Here is a 25,377-nt window from a genome sequence, read left to right on the forward strand (position 1 = left end):
ATCCCATCCCCTCCGTCCGCACCAGACTCGCCTTCGAAACCCCCGCCACCCCCGCGCGAATATTCTCCAACAACCCGCGCAATTCCCGGTGCTGCGCCGGCGGAAACACCACCGTCACGCCCGCTTTCGCCGGTGTGGCGCCATACAGTCGCGCCGAGCGATCAGGCACCTCATCAATCGGGCTTAACGCTGCCGCGAGGCGGCCTTCGAACAGCGCCAGTTGCGTGCGCACGCGGACGATTTCCTGCTGCAATTCCACCGCCCGGGCGGTTTTGTGGCCCTGGCGGTTTTTGTTGTGGGTGAGCTGGTTGCGTTCGCGGTTGAGGGTTTTCAGGTAGTCGCGTTCGCGCAGCACTTCCTTGATCGTGGCTTGCAGCGCCGCTTGTTCCGCCGGAGTGGACACGGTGAAGGTCACGCCGCTGGTTCGCGCGGCGTCGAAGACGCGCAGGCGCAGGGCTTTGGGCAAGCGCTGGAACAGTTCGTCGAGGTCGGGGATTTTCTCGCCGGCAAGATCAAAACCTTCCAGCGCCCGGCTCAGGCCGAGGTTCAGCGCCGGGCTGTAGGTGTCCTGCACGGCATCGGCGAGGACGCGGCTGTGTGCGGGCAGATCGTCGAGGGCCGGCAGCTGCGGCTGCTCGATGCTCTGCAATTTGGCCAGCCAGTCCGGCAGGTTGTTGAACATCGCCATGCCGGCGTTGAACAGCGTTGAATATTGCCCGGCCTGTTCGGTCTGCAAGCGCAGCGGCAAGGTGTAAAACAGCGGGCGGGTCAGTTGCGGGTGTTGTTCGAGGTAACCGAGCATTTGCTCATTGGCCGCGTCGCTACGGCCGATGTCCTTGAGGCAAGCGTATTCGCTGGCGAGCGCCTGATCGATCTGCACTTGGCCGTCGAAATACCACGCCGAGCGATGGAAACGCCCGGCGCACAGCAGTTGCGCGCGATCGGCGGTGATGCGTTCGAGCAGGCGATTCCAGCGTCCGAGGTTGTCGCGATGACTGTTCAGCACCTCGTCCATGGCCGGACGGTCGATCAGGTCATTGATGCCGCGTTTGCCGCTGAGCAACGGGCCGTCGAGCACGTCTTTCATGCGCCTGTTCTGATCCTTGCCGAGCTCGACCAGTGTGCTCAGATGACGCTCGACGAAATCGGCCGGGGCCACTTCGAGAAAATATTCACGGGTGTAAAAGCGTCGATCCGCCTCGGCGGTGACGCGAGCGTGCGCGGTGAAATCCGGGGCAACGCCGTCGAAGCGGTTCAGCGCCAATGACTCGTTCAAAGCCTTTTCGCGCTGTTGCTGCAGTTCAGGTCGAGCCTGGGTATCGGTCGGGACAACCTCACCACCCTTGTTCAAATAGTCGAGCAGCGCCTGCCGGGTATTTTCCCGATCCGGCTCGGGCAATTGCTCCAGTTCAGCGAACAATGCCTGGGCGCGCGGATCGTCGCTGGCCTTGGCCAGGGTGTCGAAATCCTGAGCGCCCAACTGGCTCAGCGACTCGATGTAACTGGCCAGCAGATAGTCGCGCTCGTTGTTGTCGGTGTTGCTCCACTGCTCGATCCAGCCGACCACCAGGTCCTGATAATCAGCCAGATCGCGCATCACGCCGAGGTCGTCGTTGACCAGCAGAAACAGCGTGTCGTCCTGATAAGGTCCGCGCACCCGGCCAAGAAATTCGCCGATATGCGCCTCGCGAAAACGCCGTGGGTTTTCCCACAGATAAGGTTCGCGTTCGTGCTCGGGCGCATCGCTGACCTGCACCGCCGGCATCCGCGTGGCGTCTGCCTCGGCCAGCGGTTTCGCTGTGCAGGCCACTTCCGCCAGCCACTGTTTCGCCTGAGCCACGGTGAGCAAATGCTCGCCGCCGATCAGACAATGCACCGGGCCGAGATCGACCGCCTGCATGAAGTGCTCGCGCTCCTCCGCGCTGTCCAGCACCTGTCGGCATTTCGCCGCGCTCAACTGCACGTCGGCGAAGGTCACGTAGAGGGTGCTTTTGCGCGAGAAGATCAACGCCGGACGTTCTTCGATGGCGCTGCGCTGATCCTCGCTGACGCTTTTGCCGCGATGCAGCAATGCGCTGATGACACCGTCGAGCACGCGATATTCGTACAGCTCACCGTTGAGACTGTCGACGATGTACAGCCAACCGTCGCGCAGGCGGCGGATGCCCATGGGGCGCGTGGTCAGAGTGTACGGCAGCGTGATTTCGGTGCTGGGGGCGAAGGGTTTTTCGACAAGGCCGTACGCGAGGGGCAATAGTTGAACGTGGGTGTTGCGCAAGGGGCAGGCGGCGGGGCCGATGATCGGGGCTTTGGACGCGGCGGCTGCCGCAAGGTTGGCGGGGTGCATCATTGAGCACATTTCCCTGTGTCTATTTGTGACAGAGAAATGTGCGTGTATCTGGAAAACGACAGCAGTCAGATCTTTCTGTGTTTTGCGTAGGAATCGAACACTCGGGATGAAACCTACAAGGGATCGTCCGAAATCTTACAGAGGTTACTTCGGATGAATCGTGAGTAACGCTGAAGGCCTACCCGCGCTCGCAAACCGACGCAGGGCAAACAGAGCCTTTAACAGGCGCATTGCCCGAGGATACGAGCTGTACCGCTCATCGAAACCGATTGTTCAACCCATCGATTGATTGACGCCAAAATAGTGGCCACCTAATATCATGCCGGCTGATGCGCTAGTGCAGAGACGCCAGCGACTCTTTGCGCTCATCCGCGCCGCTGTCCGGCCGAGCATGGCACCTGATCAGATCGATTATTGCCCGTTACAGGATCTTCTACATGGACGTTCGTCGTTCGTATTCCTCGCGCACCAGTCTCCTGCTCCTGTGGGCGAACTCATCAGTTCATTGGCATGCCCAACCGCGGACAGACGTTCCTGCTGGCAAACATCATGGTCTTGCAGCCACTATGAGCGCAGTCCGATGGCATCGTCGTTGCCAATCCCAGTATCTCGCTGGATCGTGCGGGTAATGGAGCAGAACCAGGGACAAAACAAGTTCTGATAAACAGAGGTCTGTCCCCCCGAGGTCATCCGCGGCGGAAAATCGTGTCTGGAGCCCATGCAATGCATCTGATCAACTCTTTACCCTTCGTCATCGACACTGAACCCTATGACGCGTGGAAGCAGCAATGGGCAAATCAGGAAGGCCTGGATATTCATTCGTATATCAACGACCAATGCCACCCGGAACAGATATTGATGTTTTCCACGTTGCTGTTCCCCACGTTCATCGTGTCTGAGGGAGGCGTCTTCCTCGAGCGAAATTTTTCACACGAAGCGTTCGCGCGCTGCGTGAACCTGGCCGCTGGCGACATGGCGGAGGTTGAGCGGCTTATGAATTATGTGAAGATTTATGATGTTTTTGGCCAATACGGAAATGGTGTATTGCCCAGAATATTTCTTCAGCTGTGCGAGATGATCGGGTTTGCCTGGCGAATGGTGTTGAAGGAGAAATTCCCGGACACATTATTCACTGTCGAGGTGTCGAACTCGGATGGGAATTACGGCCCGGTGGTTACGTTTTATCAGGTGAAACAATGATTGATCCCTTCCCAATGCCTCGCTGATAAAAGATTTTTTGTCTTGATGCGCCCGCCTCAAGAGCGTGGGCGAGCTTTTACGTTTCTTGAGCTGAGCCACCAATACAATGCCTAAATTTTCCTGTGTGTGCGGTCAGATAATCAATTTGTCTCATGGTACGTCCGAGTTAGAGTTTTCAATGGTTGCCGAGCGAAAGATAGATGAGCTGGGTGCTGCCTTGGCAGACCGTTGGTTGTCTGAGGAAGAGTTCTATCAGCAGATAGGTGCGGGTGCTACTACTGTTTATCGATGCAATAAATGCGGGCGACTACATATTGATCAAGGTGGCGGAAACTTTTCTTCCTATATTAAGGAACTATGATAGAGCGCGCCACACGCTTTCGGGTAAGAGTGGGGACTGGATTGTTCGCCAGCAAGAGGCTTCAAATGGACTTTTCAATTGCGGAGTACGGAGCGGTCGGCCCTTTGAATGGCAAGTTGTCCAGAGGACAAGTGCGCGACATTCTTGGAGCCGGTTTCGAAGTGTTCTGGAAAACAGCTGACTCCTTGAATACTACGGATGCTTATTTTCAGCTCGACCTTCATGTCTACTACGACGCGCGAGATATGGTTAAAGGGGTAGAGTTTTTCGAAAGAAGCACGGTGTCCTGGAACGGCCACAAGCTGGTAGGCGAAACATCCACGGACGTGTTGGCTTTGTTTCGTCGCCACGGTATTGATCCCGTCATTGACGATGACGGATTTGAAGTCGGTGAGTTGGGTATGGGGTTTTACGTTGACGATGACGACGACTTGATCACCACTTTATATATCAATCTGCGCCGCGAAATTCATTTAACGGCGTCGTGCTCTAACATGAGCCAGAGATGATCATCTGCCCAAGATGTCAGCAGGATTACATTGTCTGTGCCCATGTTAAGGCCACTGGGAAAGAGTTATTCATGTGCCCAGAGTGCGACGCTACCTGGTTTTCAGTTGAGGCGATCGGCGTTGCGCCTTTTCTGGATTTTGGGACTTATATGGAAAGCATAGGCTTGTCGATGCTGTGGGACGAGTTGGACATTGTTTCCGATTCAGAAGACTCAAGAAATGACAGTGTTTGATCCGGCAATGAAGTGAGGTTGTTATGAAGGAGTTGTTCGGTCAGCCATACCGCCAGTCAGACCCTTATTGGATTGTCAAAGGGTATTTTGACAGGATGTATGATGATGGCCGTTTCATCGAGGCAGCCGGCTATATTGTTAGGCGTTGGGGGTTCAGTGTTGATGGAGCATACTGTAACTTCCCTGATGTAAATAGCTCATTTGAAGAGGGTCATTTCGAAGGAGTGGAGTTTTCTTATGGGTGTCCCTCTAGCGATGCAGACACAATTGTTGTCAGTGAAGAGGTTTGCATGGAATACCTTCGGCTAGCTTGTGATAAATACCTACAGCGCCATCCTGAAAGTAACGCTGAAGTAGATGTTCTCTTAAGTGGGAGCTATATCTGATAAGTAGAAGTGTTCCATTTGTCTAGCGCAGCCAAAAGATCTCCGATCAAGAGAAAGTTAAAAGATGAATGATTTCGAGTCAGTAAAGAAACTGATTATCCAGTTGGTTAAAGATAAAGCCGGTAATTTTGATGGTGACAGTTGGGGAGCTGATTACAAGCTGAACTGGGAAGACGAGTTAGCGGAAAGGCTAGCAAACGCTTTCTACAATATGTCCAGAGCGGCATCCGCCAAAGAAAATACAGATGATGTCATGTTGAAAGCCGCGTTACTGAATTCACGAACGGACTTCATGGATCTCGCCAATTTTTTCAGGGATATTTTCGACGATTTGGATGCACTGCTGCGCAAGCCAGTCTGGCCGGATATTCCAGAAGGATTTGATTATCAGGGCTACCACCAGCGAGTTATCCATAGGTGCAGAATGCGCAAGCCTGACCATCTTGGAAGGAATTGCGTATCTTTCTTGGTTCAGGGGATCCCGGCAAAAATGACAATGGTATTTAGTTTTTTAAGTCGCGGTGATCTGGGATTGATCCATGCTGGCATGTCCCGAGAAGAATCAAGGAAGGCGCTTGGTGGTCGGTTTGAGGCGTTTTACAAAGCCGAAGATTCGACAGTACCGACCGACGCTTACGATGATTTAGGCGTGCACGTTTACTTTGATGAGCGCTACCGGGTCGTTGGCGTTGAGTTTTTGAAATGGAGTGAGCTTGTTTGGGACAACCAGAAACTGGTCGGTGAGAATGCGCTTGTGGTTCGACAGTTTTTGGCCAAGCGAGGAGAGGTTCTAGTTTTCAATGATTCAGGCTTCAGTGCCACTGGCGTGGGTTTAAGGTTTTATGTGCCTGATTTCGAAGAAGACGACGCCATCGTTGAGGCTGTCTATGTAGAAGTTGGCGGCGTATGAGGAGAAGCGCGGGACACTAATAGCTTAGGGGTTGGACATCTCAGAGAAACTCAGCTTCAGCCGCAATCTGGAGGTTTTACAGTGATTACCGAAGACATAAAGATCGTCCAAGAGATCTTTCAGTTGGTCGAAGCCGGCATCGTCCATGGCTATGACGCGTTCCGTTATGGCGTGGAGTTGGGGGAGGGCTACATCGAGACGGAGCTATGCGTTGAGAAAGACGGCGTCGAGGACTGGAATGTCGAGGAAGACATCAACGGCGCGATAATTCTACGTCTGGTCCGCGAATTACAGGACAGCGCAGTCAAGCGTGGCGAGCCATGGAAGTCATTCGTCCTCTCCTACCGCGAAGGCGAACAAGTCAAAACGAAATTCGAGTATTGATCCCCGACTTTGAGATCAAAAGATCGCAGCCTTCGGCAGCCCACTACACAATCCGTAGGGCCTGCCAAAGGCTGCGATCTTGTGCTTTTCACTTCGGATAAAGCGGCGGCAATCCACTCTCACTCACCGGATCCTGCACGCGCTCGGCGGCGGGAATCGTTCGAATCGCCCGCCACAAATCCTCACCCTGCCAATGCTGCCCGGTCTCGCTGTACAGCGCGCCGTTCAAGCCATCCAACGCATCCGATAACGGCACAAACCGCGCCGCCATGTCCGCCAGTGTCTCCGGCTGCTGCCGCGCCCAGGCGTCCAGTGCCTGGCGGGTGGCGTGGGGGTCGTTGGCCTGGCTGGCGCGTTTGATGTCGTCGAGCAGGGTGCGTGGACTCGGGCCGGTCTGGGCGGCGCGGTGGATTGCCGGTTGCCAGCGGGCGCGCCACCAGAGGCCGAAGCCGAGCAGAGTGGTGCAGGCGAGGATCAGGGTGCTGAGTTTCCACCACCACAGGGTGTCGTTGTCGGGCGTGCTCGGTTGCAGGGTGCCGGCCGGGGTGTCGATTTGCAGGCTGGGGTTGTTCGCCACTTGCAGGGTGCGCGCGGGCAGGCTGCTGTGTTCGAGGTGGTCTTCGAAGGTGTTCCACCAGACCACGTCGACGGTTGGCAGGTCGATCGCGCCGCTGCGGCTTGGCACCAGTGCTTCGCGTTCTTCGCGGCTGCCGATGATCCCGCGGTCGCTGCTCTGGTTGCTCAGCACCGGTTGGTCGGGGTAGCGGCGCAGGCCGTTGACGTCGGTGGCGGGCAGGGCCGGCAGTTGCGAGCTGGCGAGGCCTTCGACTTTCAGGGTCAGGCTGCGGGTCAGGGAATCGCCGACCTGGGTGTGGTCCGGTTCCGGGCTCCAGCTCTCGCTGAGGCTGAGGCTGCGCGCCGGCAGCCATGGCGCATCGACCGGGTAGGTCAGCGGTTTCGGTTTGACCGTCAGTGGAATCGACGCCGAGCTCACGCGCATCAGTTTGCCGGGCTTCGGCCCCGAGGCGTCTGCCGATGGCGCGGTATCGACCAGCGTGGCGCTGAAGGTCTGCGGGGCGATCGTCAGCAGGCCGCTGTGTTGCGGGTAGATCGCGTAGCGCATCTCGATCACGCCGTGGCGCAGGCCATTGATGTCTTTTTCGTAGGTGCGCGTGTCGCCAAGTTGTTCGATGCGCGCATCGGCGATTTGCAGCGGGCTCAGGCTGCTATCGTCGTACAGCGAGACTGAATGATAGATGCGCAGGGTCAGGATGGCCTGGGCCTGCACGTAAACGCTGGTCTGATCGAGGCTGGCTTCGATGAACACCGGATCAAGGCTGTTGTTGTCTTCGCGGTTATCGCTGGCGATCACCTGCACGGTGATCGGCTGGCTCTGCGCTTCGCCCAGTTGCAGCGGCGGAATCACTACGCTGCCGTTCTCTTTCGGCAGCAGGGTGATGATCCAGCGTGTGGTCGCGCGATTGTCGCCGTTGAGGGTGTTGAGCTGGTTGACCTGGCGCGTGCCGCGCACTTCGAACAGCGCTTCCAGCGCCGACAGGTCGGGCTTGCCGAACTGGGTGACGTCGTCAGTTTCGAGGGTGAGCTCGACCGTCTCGCCGGAGTTCAGGCGACTGCGATCCACGCTGGCGGTCAGCTCGGCCGCCTGAGCGGTGGCCGTGCAGATCAGCAGGGGCAGCAAGAGAGCGGTGAAGCGGGTCATCGATTGTTTTCCTGATCCTGATGTTGTTGCTGTTCGTACCAGAATTTGCGCCTGAGCAGCTCGCCCGGGTCGTCCGGGATCTTGCCCAGCCATTGTTCGAGCGCCTGACGCTGCTCGCCTTCGAGGTTGTTCTCGCTCGGGCGCAGGGTCGGCACCGTGTCGGTTTCCTCTTCCTCGGCACTGCCGGGTATTTCGTGAGGGCCGGGCAGCGGCGGGGCGGTCGGCGGCGGTTCGCTGGCCGACTCGGCCGGTTGCGCCTCGCTCTGAGTTTCGCTGCTGACCGCCGGAGGGGGCGCGGTGGTGGGCGAGGGCTCATCGCCGGGCAGACTTTGTTGGTTCGGCTGGTTGTCCGGTACGGGCGGCGGCGGGGCGTTTTTCTGCTTCAACAGGTTTTCCACCAGCGTCTTGTTGGTCTGCGCCGGACGCAGATCCGGTTGCAGTTCCAGCGCCTGTTCATAAGCGTCGATCGCTGCTTCCAGCTCGCCGCTTTTGGCCAAAGCGTTGCCACGATTGTAGTGGGCGCGGGCATCGCTGCCCTCGGCAAAACGCTGAGCGGCGCCACTGTAGTCGCCGGCCTCGTACAACGCCACCCCTTGCCATTGATGATCATCGAAATGCTGCGCGGCTTCGGCCGGGCGTTTCTGCTTGAGCAAGTGCAAACCCTGTTGATCGGGGCGCAGCCACAAGTCTTCGAAGTCGAAAGCGTAGCTCGGTTGCGGCAGGCACCACAGCAGCGGCAGGCAGAACAGCCAGCCACGGCGCCCGGCACAGGCGGCGAGCAACAACAGCGGCAACAGCAGCCAGTAACCCTGATCGGCCCACGTATCGAGGCGCACGGTCTGGCCGTCGTCGCGCAGGCTGCGCGGGCCGTTGAGCAGGCCAAGGGCGCCGAGATCAGCTTCGTCGAGTCGCGCCGGGTGATACTCACCGCCCACGCTGTTGAGGAAAGTCGCCAGGCCGGGACTGTCGAGTTGCGGCACGCGGATCGCGCCTTGCTCGTCCTTGAGGAAGCTGCCGTCCTCCTGGGCGATCGGCGCACCTTCAGCGGTGCCGATGCCGAGCATCAGCAGTTGCGTGGACTCGCCATTCAGCGCACGGCGAATGCCGCGCCGTTCCTCTTCGTTGAGCGACGAACCGATCAGCAAAATCCGTCCCTGTCCCAGCGCACCTTGCTTGAGCAATGCCAGCGCCTTGTCCACGGCCAGATCGGCGCGGTGGCCGGCTTCCGGCATCAGCGACGGCTTGAGCGCGTCGAGCAGGTTGCGACTGGTCGCCAGATCATCCGACAGCGGCACCAGCGTGTGCGCGCTGCCGGCATAAACGACGATGGCGGTCTGCGCATCGCTGCGCGCCTGCAACAGGTCGAACAGCTTGCGCCGCGCCTGTTCCAGACGCGTCGGCGGCGAGTCGGCGGCGAGCATTTCCGGGGTCAGTTCGAGCACCACCACCAGCGGATCGGCGGGTTTCTGGCTGGTCTGTTCGACGCGCTCCCAGCTCGGCCCGAGCAAGGCCAGAATGGTCAGCAACCAGGCCACGCCAAGGGCGATCCACGGCAGTTTGCTCTGGCGCCCGCTGCCGCCACTGAGCAGCGCAGCGTGAAATGCCGGCGGCAGAATCATCTGCCAGCGACCGGCGCGTTTCTGTCGGTGCCAGAGTTGCCAGAGCAGCCAGCCGAGCAGCGGCAACAGCAACAGCCACCAAGGGCGGAACCAGTGCGGCCAGAGCGCGATCATCGGCGCCTCCGCAGGCGCAAACGCTGCAAGCGCTGACGCCAGTCCGGCAGCGGACTTTGCAAATACAGTTGCTTGCTGAACAGGCGTTGCAGCGGGTTATCCGGCCACAGTTCGCGGACGACCAGCAACAGACTCAACCACAGCGCCAATGCCAGCGGCCAGTGATACAAGGCTTGCGCCGGACGTGCCTGAGTCGGTTGCTGGGTCACCGGTTCGAGCTGATCGAGGGTGTCCTTGATCGCTTGCAGCTCCAGGCCGTCGTGGGCGCGGAAGTACTGGCCGCCGGTGATTTCGGCGATGGCCTTGAGCGCCGGTTCGTCCAGATCAAGGCTCGGATTGACCCCGAGCAGGCCGGTCGAGCCGCTGTCCTCGGGATTGGCGCCGATGCCGATTGGATAGATTCTGACGCCTTCGCTGGCGGCCAGTTTTGCGGCGGTCAGCGGATTGATTTCGCCGCCGTTGTTGGCGCCGTCGGTGACCAGGATCAGCACGCGACTTTGCGCCGGGCGCAGACGCAGACGTTTCAGGGCCAGACCGATGGCATCGCCGATCGCGGTGTTCTTGCCGGCGATACCGATCCGCGCTTCGTCGAGCCAGATGCGAACGGTGCGCCGATCGAAGGTCAGCGGCGCTTGCAGGTAGGCCTGGCTGCCGAACAGGATCAGACCGACGCGATCGCCGTCGCGGCTTTCGAGGAAATCGCCGAGCAAGTGCTGCACCAGCGACAGACGACTGACTTCTTCGTCCTGCCATTGCATGTCGGGAAAATCCATCGAACCGGACACGTCCACCGCCACCAGCAGATCACGGCCACTGGCGGCAATCGGCAGCGGTTCGCCGAGCCATTGCGGGCGCGCGGCGGCGGTCAGCAGAATCAGCCACAGCAAGATAAATGGCGCCTGCTGCCGCCAGGCCGGCAAGTTCGCACGCGCGCGGCGGCGGGCGAGGCCTTCGAGGTCGGCGAGGAAACTGACTTTCAATGCCGGCTCGCCGCTGTCGGCCACCGGCAGGATCAGACGCATCAGCCACGGCAGCGGCAACAGCACAAAGATCCAAGGCCAGGCGAACTCAAACATGTTTGCGAATCCACGTGTCGACCGCTTGGGTCAGGCCGGCGATGGCTTTGTCGTCGAGTTTGCATTCCGGTTTGTACGCGCCTTCAACCAGCACCATCCAGCGCGTCAGGCCGGCAGCGGGGCAGCGGTTATCGAGGAAGGCCAGCCATTTGCGCCCGTTGAGGGTGTGGCTCTGGCTGTACGGATAGTGGTTGCGGCACAGGCGTTTGAGCAGGCCGTTGAGTTGTTGCAGCCAGGCGCCGGCCGGAGCGCCATCGTAAGGCTTGGGCATTTGCGCCAGTTCGGCGAGCGCGGCGATGCGCACCGGATCCAGCGGTTGCTCGGCGCGTACCACCGGGCGTTTCTTCATCGGAATGAAGCGGCGCAACTTCCACACGGCAAAGCCCAGCAGCGGCAACAGCAGAAGTAGCAGCCACCAGCCCGGCGCCGGTGGCCAGAAGGCGATCGGCGGCGGCGAGATCAGCGGTTGCAGTTGTTCGAGGCCGTTCATCGACCTTTCCCCGGACGCTGCGGATTCAGGAACTCGCGCATCTGCTCGACCATTTCGCTCTGCGTGCTCAACGGCATCAGCAACACCCGCAGCTTTTGTGCGAGCAATTCCCAGCGAGCGATGCGCGCTTCGGCCTGGGCGCGGTAGGTCTGGCGCAGGTCGAAGTTCAGCGTGTCGATTTCCAACTGCGCGCCACGTTCGGCGAAGCGCAGCAGGCCGGCGGCGGGCAGCGCGTGATCGAGCGGATCGGACAGCGGCAGCATCAGCAGATCGCAATGCCGCGCCAGCAAACTCAGTTGTTGTTCGGCGCTGTCGGACAACGCGCGTTCATCGCAAATGACGATGGCCAGACTGCCCGGGCGCAGCACTTCCCGCGCGCGGCGCAGGGCCACGCCGAAGGCATCGCGATCCGGCTCGCGCTCGCTGTGCAGCGACTGATTAACCTTGACCAGACGGTTGAGCAATTGCAGCAGGCTCTGTTTGCTGCGCCGAGGCTTGATTTCGTAGTGCTCGTTATCACCAAACACCAGCCCGCCGACGCGGTCGTTGTGCCCCAGCGCGGCCCAGCCGATCAGCGCCGCGACCTGCGCCGCCAGTACCGATTTGAACATCAGCCCCGAACCGAAAAACAGCCGCGTGCTTTGCTCGACCATGATGAAAATCGGTCGTTCGCGCTCTTCGTGGAACAGCTTGGTGTGCGGTTCCTGCGTGCGCGCAGTGACGCGCCAGTCGATGGTGCGCACGTCGTCACCGGCCTGATACACCCGCACTTGGTCGAAGTCGACGCCACGGCCACGGAATTTCGAGTGATGCAGGCCGATCAGCGGGCTGCGCTGACTCGGCGTGGAAAACAGCTGTACCTCGCGCACGCGGTGACGCATTTCGATCAGCTCGGCGAGGCTGATGCGGATACCGGGTTCGGAGGGCAGGGCGGCGTTCATGGGGGTCAAGCGACGGCGACGACGTCGAGAATCCGCTGCACCACGCGATCCTGATCGATGCCAGCAGCTTCGGCTTCGAACGACAGAATGATGCGGTGGCGCAACACGTCGAACAGCACGGCCTGAATGTCCTCCGGGCTAACGAAGTCGCGACCGGCCAGCCAAGCGTGGGCGCGGGCGCAGCGATCGAGGGCGATCGAACCGCGCGGACTGGCACCGTAGGCGATCCACTCGGCCATTTCCGGGTCGAACTTGGCCGGGTTGCGCGTGGCCATGACCAGTTGCACCAGGTATTCCTCCACTGCGTCGGCCATGTACAAACCGAGGATTTCCTTGCGCGCGGCGAAGATCGCCTGCTGGCTGACCCGACGCTCGGGCTTGGTCTCGCCGTTCAACGCCTCGCCGCGCGCCTGTTGCAGGATGCGCCGTTCGACAGCGGCGTCGGGGAAGCCGATCTTGACGTGCATAAGGAAACGGTCGAGCTGGGCTTCTGGCAGCGGATAGGTGCCTTCCTGTTCGATCGGGTTCTGCGTGGCCATCACCAGAAACAGCGGCGACAGCTCATAGGTGCTGCGCCCGACGCTGACCTGACGCTCGGCCATCGCTTCGAGCAGGGCCGATTGCACCTTGGCCGGCGCACGGTTGATTTCGTCGGCCAGCACCAGGTTGTGAAAGATCGGCCCTTGCTGGAACACGAAGCTGCCGGTTTCCGGACGGTAGATTTCGGTGCCGGTGATGTCGGCCGGCAGCAGGTCGGGGGTGAACTGAATTCGATGGAACTGGGCTTCGATGCCCTCGGCGAGTTCTTTGATCGCTTTGGTCTTGGCCAGACCGGGAGCGCCCTCGACCAGCATATGGCCGTCGGCGAGCAGGGCGATGAGCAATCGCTCGATGAGTTTTTCCTGGCCGAGAATCTGCGTTGAAAGAAAGGTTCGCAGCGCCAGCAGCGCTTCACGATGTTCCATCGGTGACTGTTCCTGGAAAGGGGGTGGCCGGGGCGTTCGGATAACGCCGGGGCTGGGGGCGTTACTTTAATCCATCGTGGGGGGCGGCGACTAACGGCATTTGCGCGATTTGTCAGTATCGGCCTCCGTTTGCACTGTGTAGGGCCGTTTCTGGACGTTGCTACGATTCAGGTCTGCGTGTGCAAGCTGTTCAATATGACCTTGATGGCGGGGCGCTCAAGCAGTTCGCACCATTTGCCTTCATCAACGATGGCGCCCCGCTGCATGACGAGCACGCGGTCAAAACGATGGAGATGTTCAACATCATGAGTGACACATATAAAGCCCTGTCCAGCGAATGTCTTGAATAGCAAATCCCACACTGGTGTGGCGAGTTTCGGTTCAATCGAAGCACTCGGCTCATCAAACAGATTGAATTTGCCCGGTCGATTCAGGAGTCGCAGCAACGAAAGCCGCTTCGCTTCACCTCCGGAGATATTGGTGGCGTTTTCAGCGATGTGACCTCGGCCAATGATTTCATCAAGCTGGAGAGATTGAATTGCCTCGTTCAATGTTTTCGACTGCTCAACACCGAAAAGTACGGACTGTTCAAAACTTCCTTCCAGGAACTGCGGAGACTGGGGGCTGTAACGCACCGTTTCCAGATGAACGCGAGCATTTAAGCGATCTATGCACAGCTCGTCGATGAACAGCCGGGGCCGCACCGAAAAATCCAGTCCTGCCAGCGCTTCGAGTAACGTCGATTTGCCAGCGCCGCTGGGCCCGATGATCGCGACGGATTGGCCCTGTCGGAAGCTGATCTGGCTGGCAATTGATAGCTGCGCAACACCGTTATGGGTGATCTCGCAGGGCTCGAGCCGTAATGTTGATAGGTTATGCAACGCATCAGAGTCATTGCGGCGATCGTTATCGAAGTCAGCAGTTGCAAGTAATTCTTTGAGTCGCCGTTGATCAGCCGAGAATTGATCCAGCACCCGATAGCCTTCGGTCAGCGCCGATACATTCAACAGGAACGTACCAGCAATAGAGAAAATGGCTACCAACTGACCGACGCTGATACTTGCTTGTCCGGACGTCTGATCCATGACTCCCCAAGCCAACAAACCGCCGGTGGACAGGCTGATAAACAAAATCTTCGCCGCGCTCAACAGTCCGCCCGAGCCTGCTACGGTTACAGCAGCGTTGGCGTAGCGCTCAAATGCTCGGTTCAAGGGTTGCAGGGCCGTGCGTTCGGCGCGTTCCAGTTTTATCGATTTACCAGCCCTCAAAGTATTGACCAAGGTTGCACTCAGCTCATCCTCCTGGTCATTAACAGCATCGATGTGTTTTCTGCGCCATCGAATGATCCGGTGAGTTGCGTAGAGATAACAGCCACCGAGGCCAGCTAGCGCGCAGAAAACCCAGGCTCCGCCCATATACCAGAATGCGCCGGCCACAATAAGAAACTCCAGACACAGGGGGAAACCTGTAGTGACGAAGAACATCAGCAACTGTTCGTGGGCAGTGATTCCGCGCTCGACCGACTTGATGAACTGTCCTATTCGCCACGTGCCGAACTGGGAAAAATCCTTGCCCATCAACCGCGCCATCCAATTGATGGAAGCACCCATGACAATTCGCTGGACAAGCTTTGAGAGCAGCAGCGTTTGCAGGGGGGTGGTCATCGACTGAATGCAACCGGCCAGCGTAAAAGCTGCGGTGAAATAAAGCAGCGTACGCAGCGTTGTGTGATCGGCATCGTTTAGTGAATCGACGATCTTGCCCAATAACAAATGAGGGGCCAGGGCCAGGATTTTCAGGGTGATGGTTGCGCCTATTGTCATCACCAGCAGGAGTCGATGTTTCTCGCAGGCTGTTCTTATAAATGTCTGCATGAGTATGTGCCTGTGGTCGTTTTGGATCACGCCGTTGGCGAGCTCCTGGTGCCGAGCAGAATGTGCTGAGGAGCTACGGGTTGGCCATTTCTGATTATGTTGAATCGTTCGAGACCCGGGATATAAGTCTGGGTAACTACGTTGGTCCCGGGATACTCCATGACTGTTCTGAAAAACAGGACTTTGTTCATACCGCTCAGGTTTTTTCGGAGCAAGGAAAGTTGTTCAGGAACAGAGAGTGCAAGCAGGTTTTTTGGGGGTGCCAAGGTATTGAGCTTCACGTTTTTAACAGGTGCGAAGTCTATCAGCTGTCTCAGTTTCTCGGATTGACAAAGCACATCAAGTACCTTTCGATCCGCAATTTCATCGTTGGCGTCGTATAAGGCGTTTGATTGGAATTGCTCCGTTACCGCTCTTTGGATGGCGATAAATATGTCCAAAGAACAGCCGGAGCCGATTGCGGATATATGTCGGTCGCCGGGGCCGGTTCGTGGTAATGCAACTGCCAGATAAACTTCTGACTCGTCTTTGATAATGATGATCTGCAAAGCTTCGGCAGTAGCGACCAGATTACCGTCATCGACATAGCGCACTCGCGCTCTCAAACCCAGTGTCTGGATAACATTGTTTATTCGGACAAACGCTTCCCTGGATGAAATCTCACGCTCTGACATGGTGAGCCTCGTAGGCTTGAATGCCGAAAGATCGACTTTCGGCATTTTCAGGATTGGCTGATCGGGAGGCCGAGTCAGCGGGTCAGTGAGGCGAAGAAGTCCAGTTCCGTCGCCAGGAAACCTTCAAAGTGGCCCGAGCCATAAGGCAAATCATCGAAGGTGTTTATTTCAGAACGTTTTCTACCCATTACATATGACTCCATTGAATATCACGTTGTCGGCATTTTTTTGCGCGCCGAGCTTGCATGTTTTTTTGCAAGCGCAACGAGTAATAACAAGGGAGAGTTGAACCCGCAATCAGACGGCTTCCGATGATTGCGTAGGGCGCTTCTTGAGGAGTAGTAGGATCGAACTTCGTGCTGTTAAACACAGCGGCGTTCTATGCGGAAAATTAGCGCGAATTATGGTTTGCAGGTGTTTAGAACTTGTAGAGGTGTCAATTAGCGTGCAATTAATGACGATGGCATAAGAGGCGATCAAATGCCGTCGTCATTTATCTTGTCATGCGAGCCGAACTGGTTATTCCAGATTAATTACAAAAGTTCCTGTCCCATCGAGAATATTCTTCAAAGTCTCAACAACCTCATCCATATCCACCATATCCGGGTTGAAGCTGATCTCCAGCACATCATCGCCATTCAACGCATCGGCATCCGCCGCAGCAATCTCGATCTTCAGCAGTTTCGAAGTCAGCGTGACCTTCACCCCGTCAAGCGTCGAAGGCTCGCCATCCAGGGTGATCTCCAGCTCATCCTCATCCGGGTAACGGCTCATCAGGAACATCTCGCCCTTGTCGCTGTGGCAGCAGAGCATGGCCATGTTGTCTTCTTCGTCGTCGCACGGGTTGACGATCAGTAGGGCGGTGGTCATTTGCATGGGGGAAATCCTGGGCAGTGGCGGCGGTGAGTCTGTTCGAAGGCGCGATTTTGCCAGTCTCAACCGGTTTGCGCTGCCTGCATCGGTAAAAAGTGGCAAAGCAGGACATTTCTGTCGCCCGGTTCCGAGTAGCGAGAAGGGAAAATCCGACACCAGCGTAAGGCGATTACCGGATGCGCAAAATCCACCCGAAATTGCGATTTTTCGCTTGTGATCGCGGCCTTTTTACCGTTAGTTTCGGCGCTCTTGCGCAATGGAGTGCGTTACGACAACCCCAAAAGGGAACTTTGCCATGACCCAATATTTCGATCGCGCCGAAGAAATCCGCCACCTGTCCGATGAACAGATCGAGGAAATCTACAAGCGCTATCTCGAAGGCGAAAAAACTGCCGCGCTGATGGCGGAATTTCAGATCCCTGCAACGGTGCGCAGTCTGCTCAAGGTTTTGCCCCCGGTCATCAGTGCCGACCTCAGCTGTCCTTACTGCAAACTGCCGATGTGGGTGCGCCGACACGCCAGGGGTACTCCGCTTTCGCTGCGCAGTACATTCAAATGCGTACGCTGTGAGCACCAGCAAAGCCTTCCCGGCACCAATACCCGCCACATGACTTGCAGCTGCACAGAATGTTTCAAGGTGCGCCAGCAGCAGCTTGCCGCCCGGGCCACGCGTGATCGCCTGGAATTGGAAGCTCGATATGGCGCGCGATGCCCCGCAGTGCCTTACGCCAATCTGGGGTTTGTGCAGAAGCTGACGTTGCTCGCTTTGCTGGATGATGGTTACGGCGCGACCGTTGAATGGATTGCGCCGTTAAATGCGCCATCCAGAGAAGAGCTGCTCGCCCTGACGTTCGAGGCCCGTGAAGAGCTGCTCAAAGGCCTGCACGAAGCCGGGGTGCTGGCAGTTTCCACCGATTCCGACATCAACGCCTTCGATCGCAGCGAAGGCTGCAATATCCGCGAGTACAGCGCGGTGCGCTGGCTGCCCAGCGTCACGCTCGATGGCGTAACGCGCTGTGCCCGCGAGAATTTGTATCAGGTGCTGTATCAGGAGTTGTCGGGCAGCGTCAAAGCCGCCTGGAAGAGCGAAATCTATTCGCTGGTCTTCAGTCTCGCCCGCGAAGCGTCCCTTCAATACATCCGTGTGCTGGCCGCTGAAGTGGATTTTGCCTTCACGGCCGAGGCCCGTGCCGAGGAGGTGGTCGGGCAGTTGCTGCAGGACTTCTCGGTGAGTCAGTTGTATTACTTCGCCCGCCTGGCGGTACGAAACGCCGCGCACTTTTATGCCACCGGCAATTCCAAAGGGCGCAGTCACGCCTCCAACACCATACCGCGCAACATGCTGGGCACGGCGCAGGACGCGCTCGCGCGCAACTGGCGCAAGAACGCCCATCGCGATGCGCGAGTACCGCAAACGGCCTTGCAGCGCTTGCTCTACGACGTGGTGCTCAAGGACAGCGGCGCCGGATTTTCCAAATCGCCGGGCATGTACTGGCGTGACGAACTGGTCCCGCAGTTCTTTTCCGCCGTGGCGTTCGACAGCGACTTGCTCAGCCATCTGCGCCTGTTCTGCCGCGAATGCGATTCGAGCAACATTGACGCCAGCATGGACAAGCAGATCCTGCAGACGATGTGCTACGACTGCGCCACGGTGAGCAAATTCAGAGCCTTTGAGGAACTGCCGGACTGATCCGCGTCAACCGCTGGCGCTGAACCGGATGCCACGCTCAGGGTCGATAACAGGGCCTTGGGCGTTTTCGTTTCCGGATATGTAACGTCCTCGGCGACCGACCTGGCACGAAAGTCCCGTGAAACCGGGGTTTCGAACCTGCATTTCGGCGCACGCCTGCTAGTGTTGATGCAGGCCAAACCCTGCATTTACGTGCCAATGACCGAATATGTCGCAGCACCGCAAGCAGACACATTGTCGCACCCATTAAGCTGCGCAACGGATGAGCACCCGTAAAGGCATTGCCGGCAGTGCTGGCAGTCGCTTTTGCAGATGCTCATTCATGGAAGGTGAATGTGACCTGAGTGTCCCGTCCAGCTTCACCCACCTGTCTCCCTGTTTCCTCTGCCCGAGAATCAGGAACAGGGCGACACCAGCCCCGAAAGGGGTGTTGCACGCGACGCTTTCCATCAATAACAAGCTTAAGCGGAGTACCACAGATGGCGTTCTTCACCGCAGCCAGCAAAGCCGACTTCCAGCACCAACTGCAAGCGGCACTGGCGCAGCACATCAGTGAACAGGCACTGCCACAAGTGGCGCTGTTCGCTGAACAATTCTTCGGCATCATTTCCCTGGACGAGCTGACTCAACGTCGTCTCTCCGACCTCGCTGGCTGTACTCTTTCTGCGTGGCGCCTGCTTGAGCGCTTCGATCACGCGCAACCGCAAGTGCGTGTCTACAACCCCGATTACGAACGCCACGGCTGGCAGTCGACCCACACCGCGGTCGAAGTGCTGCACCACGACCTGCCATTTCTGGTCGACTCGGTGCGCACCGAGCTGAACCGTCGCGGCTACAGCATTCACACCCTGCAGACCACCGTGCTCAGCGTACGTCGTGGCAGCAAGGGCGAATTGCTGGAAGTCCTGCCAAAAGGCAGCACCGGCGAAGGCGTGCTGCACGAATCGCTGATGTACCTGGAAATCGACCGTTGCGCCAACGCGGCCGAGCTGAACGTGCTGAGCAAAGAGCTTGAGCAGGTGCTCGGTGAAGTGCGCGTAGCCGTCGCTGACTTCGAGCCGATGAAAGCCAAGGTGCAGGACATCCTCACCCAGCTCGATAACAGCGCCTATCCGGTCGATGCCGACGAAAAGAACGAAATCAAGAGCTTCCTGGAATGGCTGGTGGGCAACCACTTCACCTTCCTCGGCTACGAAGAGTTTGTGGTTACCGATCAGGCCGATGGCGGCCACATCGAGTACGACCGGAACTCCTTCCTCGGCCTGACCAAACTGCTGCGCACCGGCCTGACCTACGAAGACCTGCGCATCGAAGACTACGCCGTGTCCTACCTGCGCGAACCGACCCTGCTGTCGTTCGCCAAGGCTGCGCACCCGAGCCGCGTACACCGTCCGGCTTACCCGGATTATGTGTCGATCCGTGAAATCGACGCCGACGGCAAAGTCATCAAGGAACATCGCTTCATGGGCCTGTACACCTCGTCGGTGTACGGCGAGAGCGTGCGGGTCATCCCGTTCATCCGCCGCAAGGTCGAAGAAATCGAGCGCCGCTCCGGCTTCCAGTCCAAGGCTCACCTGGGCAAGGAACTGGCGCAGGTCCTCGAAGTGCTGCCGCGTGACGACCTGTTCCAGACCCCGGTCGACGAACTGTTCACCACCGTGATGTCGATCGTGCAGATCCAGGAACGCAACAAGATCCGCGTGTTCCTGCGCAAAGACCCGTACGGTCGCTTCTGCTACTGCCTGGCCTATGTGCCGCGCGACATTTACTCCACCGAAGTCCGCCAGAAGATCCAGCAAGTGCTGATGGAGCGCCTGAAGGCTTCCGATTGCGAGTTCTGGACCTTCTTCTCGGAATCCGTGCTGGCCCGCGTGCAGCTGATTCTGCGTGTCGATCCGAAGAACCGCCTCGACATCGACCCGCTGCTGCTGGAAAAAGAAGTGGTCCAGGCCTGCCGCAGCTGGCAGGACGACTACGCCGCACTGACCGTCGAAAGCTTCGGCGAAGCCCACGGCACCAACGTGCTGGCCGACTTCCCGAAAGGCTTCCCGGCCGGCTACCGCGAGCGTTTCGCTGCGCATTCGGCCGTGGTCGACATGCAGCACCTGCTGAGCCTCAACGAAAAAAATCCGCTGGTGATGAGCTTCTATCAGCCGCTCGGTCAGGTCTCCGGCCAGCGCGAGCTGCATTGCAAGCTGTATCACGCCGACACGCCGCTGGCGCTGTCCGACGTCCTGCCGATTCTGGAAAATCTCGGCCTGCGCGTACTGGGTGAATTCCCGTATCGCCTGCGCCACACCAACGGCCGCGAGTTCTGGATTCACGATTTCGCTTTCACCGCCGCTGAAGGTCTGGACCTCGACATCCAGCAACTCAACGACACCCTGCAGGACGCGTTCGTGCACATCGTGCGCGGCGATGCCGAAAACGACGCGTTCAACCGTCTGGTGCTGACCGCCGGTCTGCCATGGCGCGACGTAGCACTTCTGCGTGCCTACGCCCGTTACCTGAAGCAGATTCGTCTGGGCTTCGACCTGGGTTACATCGCCAGCACCCTGAACAACCACACCGACATCGCTCGCGAACTGACCCGGTTGTTCAAGACCCGTTTCTACCTGGCGCGCAAGCTCGGCAGCGATGATCTGGAAGACAAGCAACTGCGGCTGGAACAAGCGATTCTGACTGCACTGGACGATGTTCAGGTACTCAACGAAGACCGCATCCTGCGTCGTTACCTCGACCTGATCAAAGCCACCCTGCGCACCAACTTCTATCAGACTGACGCCAACGGCCAGAACAAGTCGTACTTCAGCTTCAAGTTCAACCCGCATGCGATCCCTGAGCTGCCCAAGCCAGTGCCGAAGTTTGAAATCTTCGTTTACTCGCCACGCGTCGAAGGCGTGCACCTGCGCTTCGGCAACGTTGCTCGTGGTGGCCTGCGCTGGTCCGATCGTGAAGAAGACTTCCGTACCGAAGTGCTCGGCCTGGTAAAAGCCCAGCAAGTGAAGAACTCGGTCATCGTGCCAGTAGGCGCGAAGGGCGGCTTCCTGCCGCGTCGCCTGCCACTGGGCGGCAGCCGTGACGAGATCGCGGCCGAGGGCATCGCCTGCTACCGCATCTTCATTTCCGGCCTGTTGGACATCACCGACAACCTGAAGGACGGCGCCCTGGTGCCGCCGGTCAACGTCGTGCGTCATGACGATGATGACCCGTACCTGGTGGTCGCGGCGGACAAGGGCACTGCAACCTTCTCCGACATCGCCAACGGCATCGCCATCGACTACGGCTTCTGGCTGGGTGACGCGTTTGCGTCCGGTGGTTCGGCCGGTTACGACCACAAGAAAATGGGCATCACCGCCAAAGGCGCGTGGGTCGGCGTACAGCGCCACTTCCGCGAGCGCGGCATCAATGTTCAGGAAGACAGCATCACCGTGGTTGGCGTCGGCGACATGGCCGGCGACGTGTTCGGTAACGGCCTGTTGATGTCCGACAAGCTGCAACTGGTCGCTGCGTTCAACCACATGCACATCTTCATCGACCCGAACCCGAACCCGGCGACCAGTTTCGTCGAGCGTCAGCGTCTGTTCGATCTGCCGCGTTCGGCCTGGACCGACTACGACACCAGCATCATGTCCGAAGGTGGCGGTATCTTCTCGCGCAGCGCGAAGAGCATCGCGATCTCGCCGCAGATGAAAGAACGCTTCGACATCCAGGCTGACAAGCTGACCCCGACCGAACTGCTCAACGCCTTGCTCAAGGCGCCGGTGGATCTGTTGTGGAACGGCGGTATCGGCACCTACGTCAAGGCCAGCACCGAAAGCCACGCCGATGTCGGCGACAAGGCCAACGATGCGCTGCGCGTCAACGGTAACGAGCTGCGCTGCAAAGTCGTGGGCGAGGGCGGTAACCTCGGCATGACCCAACTGGGTCGTGTGGAATTCGGTCTCAATGGCGGCGGTTCCAACACCGACTTCATCGACAACGCCGGTGGCGTGGACTGCTCCGACCACGAAGTGAACATCAAGATCCTGCTGAACGAAGTGGTTCAGGCCGGTGACATGACCGACAAGCAACGCAACCAGTTGCTGGCGAGCATGACCGACGAAGTCGGCAATCTGGTGCTGGGCAACAACTACAAGCAGACTCAGGCCCTGTCCCTGGCGGCGCGCCGTGCCTACGCGCGCATCGCTGAGTACAAGCGTCTGATGAGCGATCTGGAAGGCCGTGGCAAGCTGGACCGTGCCATCGAGTTCCTGCCGACCGAAGAGCAACTGACCGAGCGCGTCGCTGAGGGCCACGGCCTGACCCGTCCTGAGCTGTCGGTGCTGATCTCCTACAGCAAGATCGACCTGAAAGAGCAGCTGCTGGGCTCGCTGGTGCCGGACGACGATTACCTGACCCGCGACATGGAAACGGCGTTCCCGCCGACACTGGTCAGCAAGTTCTCCGAAGCCATGCGTCGTCACCGTCTGAAGCGCGAGATCGTCAGCACCCAGATCGCCAACGATCTGGTCAACCACATGGGCATCACCTTCGTGCAACGACTCAAAGAGTCGACCGGCATGAGCCCGGCGAACGTGGCTGGCGCTTACGTGATCGTGCGTGACATCTTCCACCTCCCGCACTGGTTCCGTCAGATCGAAGCGCTGGACTATCAGGTTTCCGCTGATGTGCAGCTGGAGCTGATGGACGAGCTGATGCGTCTGGGCCGTCGCGCCACGCGCTGGTTCCTGCGTGCCCGCCGCAACGAGCAGAACGCTGCCCGTGACGTCGCGCATTTCGGTCCGCACCTGAAAGAACTGGGTCTGAAACTCGACGAACTGCTCAGCGGCGAAATCCGCGAGAACTGGCAGTCGCGCTATCAGGCGTACGTCGAAGCCGGTGTACCGGAATTGCTGGCGCGTATGGTTGCGGGCACCTCGCACCTGTACACGCTGCTGCCGATCATCGAAGCCGCCGACGTCACCGGGCAGGACCCGGCCGAAGTGGCCAAGGCTTACTTCGCCGTCGGCTCTGCGCTGGACATCACCTGGTACCTGCAACAGATCAGCGCCTTGCCGGTGGAAAACAACTGGCAGGCTCTGGCCCGTGAAGCGTTCCGTGATGACGTCGACTGGCAGCAGCGGGCGATCACCATCTCCGTCCTGCAACAGGGCGACGGCTCCCAGGATGTGGAAGCACGCCTGGCGCTGTGGATGGCCCAGCACGAAAGCATGATCGAACGCTGGCGCGCCATGCTGGTGGAGATCCGTGCTGCGAGCGGTACGGACTACGCCATGTACGCGGTAGCCAACCGTGAACTGCTGGATCTGGCGTTGAGCGGGCAAGTAATCGTGCCTGCGGTTGCTGCGAATGCCGAGCTTGAACTGGCGTAAGTAGTGGCTGAATGAGAAAGCCCCGCTCTCGAAAGAGGCGGGGCTTTTTCTTGTCTGTCATTCAGAGCGTATCGGCGCAGCGGAAGGCGAAGCTACCAACGCCGTCGGCACGGGGCAGGGATGTTCCGGTTACGACAATCTGATTGTTCTGAATAGCAAGGCCTCCCGCCATGTCGAGCACGTCGGTCAGATTGATCACCAGCACACCGTCGTCGGCAAAACCGCGATCCGGAGCGCCGTCCGATTTGAACTGGGCAATGACGATTTCGGAGTCTTCTTCGCCGTGGGTGCTGGAAAGCAACACGATGTGTACGCCTTCTCGCAGCGTGCCAGCAGTCCATTGGATGCCGAAAGGCGCATCGGAATAAGACGTCAGGACTGGCCTCCCTTCATTGAAGTCGCTGGCGTATTTGCCATTTCTGTCGACACAAACCAGGACGCCCCTGTGAACAAGATCCTCCGAGGTGGCGCTACCGATGCCGAGGATGTTGCCATCAGGCATTTCCACCAGTTGGTTGATCTGACTGAGCTTGTCCAGGCGGTCGAACAGGGCAAAACCGTTATCGCCAAAGCTGCTGACAGGCTTACCTGCGGCGTCGAAGAGGGCGATCATTGCGCGGTAGCGGTCTTTACGTGAAACGTAACCTGCGATGGCGAATTTGCCGTCCTGCAGCCGGATCAGTGAGCCAGCCCACGTGGAATTGTCCAGGTATCGAATCGTGATGTAACCCTGACCTTGGCCAAAGGAAGTGTCCAGAGCCCCGTCGCTATGCAGCCTGATCAAAAGACCGTATTGGTCATTGGGGGAATATTGATGATTGCTCAGGACCATCAGTTTTCCGTCGGCCAGTTCAATGGCATGGCCACTGTAATCGGATGCCGTAGTGCGTTTTTGCTCCGGTGCTACCTCGGACGACACGAGGGCGGGCAACGGAATCTGGCTAACGATGACCACGCCGTTGTCGCCAAATCCGCTCTCGGGCGTTCCGTCATTGCGAAACATTGCCAAGCAGCGCTGTGGTCGTGCGTATTCGTGTAGGACAAAGGCACCCTGAAGCAACAGATTGTTGTTCTTGAGGATGCTGATGCTGCCACCCGTGGATTTATAGCCCTGCGCGAAAACCCCGGTCGCCACGCCATCCCGGGCAAACGAAGCGTCCTGTGTGCCATCAGGCTTCAACCGCACAATGGCGAACTTGTTGCCCGCACTGGCGGCGATCAGCAGCTTGCCGTCCGCCGCGACGGTAACTGCGTTGGCGAAGCCGTTTTCCTGATCGGGATATTCAAACCAGGTGAGGCCATTTTTGTCGGGGCCGAAAGTGGGGTCCAGGTTATGCACGGCGGTGTCTTTGACTTCAGTCATGGTCAGCTCCTCGAATACGCTGTTTTTGCGTAAAGCGATCAGTCGATAGAGACCGGCAAATCAACGCAGTGCTGGTATTTGGGAAGCTTTCGGTCGCGCTGTCCACTGTCAGACCTGACAGTGGACAGCGGGGGATGATTGTGGATTTGGCAGCAGGATGGCCAGTCTTGGCGGGCTTTAATGTCAGAGGTTTTTGTGGTGTCTGGTCTGGCGCCTTCGCGAGCAGGCTCGCTCCCTCAGGGATTCGCATTCCAAATGTGGGAGCGAGCC

General features: G+C 58.7%; 18 protein-coding genes. 7 read left to right on the forward strand and 11 right to left on the reverse strand.

Translation table 11 applies throughout. From position 1 onward, the window contains the following. Positions 1-2,350 (reverse strand): toxin VasX (locus tag QMX86_RS19590; RefSeq protein ID WP_349016906.1); only part of this gene is annotated, 2,350 nt, incomplete at its 3' end. A 723-nt stretch (positions 2,351-3,073) separates the two neighbouring features. On the opposite strand from QMX86_RS19590, the gene QMX86_RS19595 reads away from it, so the two are divergent. From QMX86_RS19595 to QMX86_RS19615, 5 genes are all read left to right on the forward strand, one after another. Then, positions 3,074-3,550 carry a hypothetical protein gene (locus QMX86_RS19595; protein ID WP_071172687.1) on the forward strand — a complete coding sequence of 159 codons (477 nt, stop codon included), beginning with the start codon at positions 3,074-3,076 and terminating at the stop codon, positions 3,548-3,550. Positions 3,551-3,976: 426 nt separating this feature from the next. Next, positions 3,977-4,420: a hypothetical protein gene (locus QMX86_RS19600; RefSeq protein WP_130930007.1), complete on the forward strand. Its 444-nt coding sequence runs from the start codon at positions 3,977-3,979 to the stop codon at positions 4,418-4,420. Between the two features lie 256 nt (positions 4,421-4,676). Next, on the forward strand, positions 4,677-5,039 hold the full coding sequence (gene cdiI / locus QMX86_RS19605; protein ID WP_071172684.1) for a ribonuclease toxin immunity protein CdiI: 363 nt from the start codon (positions 4,677-4,679) through the stop codon (positions 5,037-5,039). Between the two features lie 64 nt (positions 5,040-5,103). After that, entirely contained in the window at positions 5,104-5,949 is an 846-nt protein-coding gene (locus QMX86_RS19610; protein WP_282385001.1) for a hypothetical protein, read from the forward strand. An 81-nt stretch (positions 5,950-6,030) separates the two neighbouring features. Beyond that, the gene (locus tag QMX86_RS19615; protein WP_071172683.1) at positions 6,031-6,333 is read left to right on the forward strand and encodes a hypothetical protein; all 303 of its coding nucleotides are present in this window, start codon (positions 6,031-6,033) and stop codon (positions 6,331-6,333) included. 88 nt (positions 6,334-6,421) lie between these two features. Here the strand turns inward: QMX86_RS19615 and QMX86_RS19620 are convergent, their stop codons facing one another. From QMX86_RS19620 to QMX86_RS19660, 9 genes are all read right to left on the reverse strand, one after another. Next, positions 6,422-8,053, reverse strand: coding sequence for a BatD family protein (locus tag QMX86_RS19620; RefSeq protein WP_122704043.1), 1,632 nt, complete (start codon positions 8,051-8,053; stop codon positions 6,422-6,424). Next, positions 8,050-9,786 carry a tetratricopeptide repeat protein gene (locus QMX86_RS19625; protein ID WP_282384997.1) on the reverse strand — a complete coding sequence of 579 codons (1,737 nt, stop codon included), beginning with the start codon at positions 9,784-9,786 and terminating at the stop codon, positions 8,050-8,052. The genes QMX86_RS19620 and QMX86_RS19625 overlap by 4 nt, the downstream gene beginning before the upstream one ends. Beyond that, on the reverse strand, positions 9,783-10,862 hold the full coding sequence (locus tag QMX86_RS19630; RefSeq protein WP_243241099.1) for a VWA domain-containing protein: 1,080 nt from the start codon (positions 10,860-10,862) through the stop codon (positions 9,783-9,785). Before QMX86_RS19630 ends, QMX86_RS19625 begins: the two co-directional genes overlap by 4 nt. Beyond that, complete coding sequence (locus tag QMX86_RS19635; RefSeq protein WP_042606790.1) at positions 10,855-11,352, reverse strand: DUF4381 domain-containing protein; 498 nt, start codon at positions 11,350-11,352, stop codon at positions 10,855-10,857. Before QMX86_RS19635 ends, QMX86_RS19630 begins: the two co-directional genes overlap by 8 nt. After that, complete coding sequence (locus QMX86_RS19640; protein WP_016774988.1) at positions 11,349-12,293, reverse strand: DUF58 domain-containing protein; 945 nt, start codon at positions 12,291-12,293, stop codon at positions 11,349-11,351. The genes QMX86_RS19635 and QMX86_RS19640 overlap by 4 nt, the downstream gene beginning before the upstream one ends. 5 nt (positions 12,294-12,298) lie before the next feature. Then, positions 12,299-13,258, reverse strand: coding sequence for a MoxR family ATPase (locus tag QMX86_RS19645; RefSeq protein ID WP_007913915.1), 960 nt, complete (start codon positions 13,256-13,258; stop codon positions 12,299-12,301). A 167-nt stretch (positions 13,259-13,425) separates the two neighbouring features. Further along, positions 13,426-15,132 carry an ATP-binding cassette domain-containing protein gene (locus tag QMX86_RS19650; RefSeq protein WP_282384990.1) on the reverse strand — a complete coding sequence of 569 codons (1,707 nt, stop codon included), beginning with the start codon at positions 15,130-15,132 and terminating at the stop codon, positions 13,426-13,428. 26 nt (positions 15,133-15,158) lie between these two features. Continuing rightward, positions 15,159-15,806, reverse strand: coding sequence for a hypothetical protein (locus QMX86_RS19655; protein WP_273528761.1), 648 nt, complete (start codon positions 15,804-15,806; stop codon positions 15,159-15,161). 519 nt (positions 15,807-16,325) lie between these two features. After that, positions 16,326-16,682, reverse strand: a complete 357-nt coding sequence (locus tag QMX86_RS19660) for a hypothetical protein (protein ID WP_110647060.1) — start codon at positions 16,680-16,682, stop codon at positions 16,326-16,328. Positions 16,683-16,974: 292 nt separating this feature from the next. Here QMX86_RS19660 and QMX86_RS19665 point away from each other — a divergent pair, with 292 nt between their 5' ends. Further along, positions 16,975-18,369, forward strand: a complete 1,395-nt coding sequence (locus QMX86_RS19665) for a hypothetical protein (protein ID WP_282384988.1) — start codon at positions 16,975-16,977, stop codon at positions 18,367-18,369. Positions 18,370-18,848: 479 nt separating this feature from the next. After that, the gene (locus QMX86_RS19670; protein WP_130929761.1) at positions 18,849-23,744 is read left to right on the forward strand and encodes an NAD-glutamate dehydrogenase; all 4,896 of its coding nucleotides are present in this window, start codon (positions 18,849-18,851) and stop codon (positions 23,742-23,744) included. A 61-nt stretch (positions 23,745-23,805) separates the two neighbouring features. Here QMX86_RS19670 and QMX86_RS19675 read toward each other — a convergent pair whose 3' ends face one another. Continuing rightward, complete coding sequence (locus tag QMX86_RS19675) at positions 23,806-25,107, reverse strand: hypothetical protein (protein ID WP_282384984.1); 1,302 nt, start codon at positions 25,105-25,107, stop codon at positions 23,806-23,808. Positions 25,108-25,377: the final 270 nt, after the last annotated feature.

This window comes from Pseudomonas sp. PS01270, from assembly GCF_029959775.1.
Taxonomy (GTDB): Bacteria; Pseudomonadota; Gammaproteobacteria; order Pseudomonadales; family Pseudomonadaceae; genus Aquipseudomonas; species Aquipseudomonas atacamensis.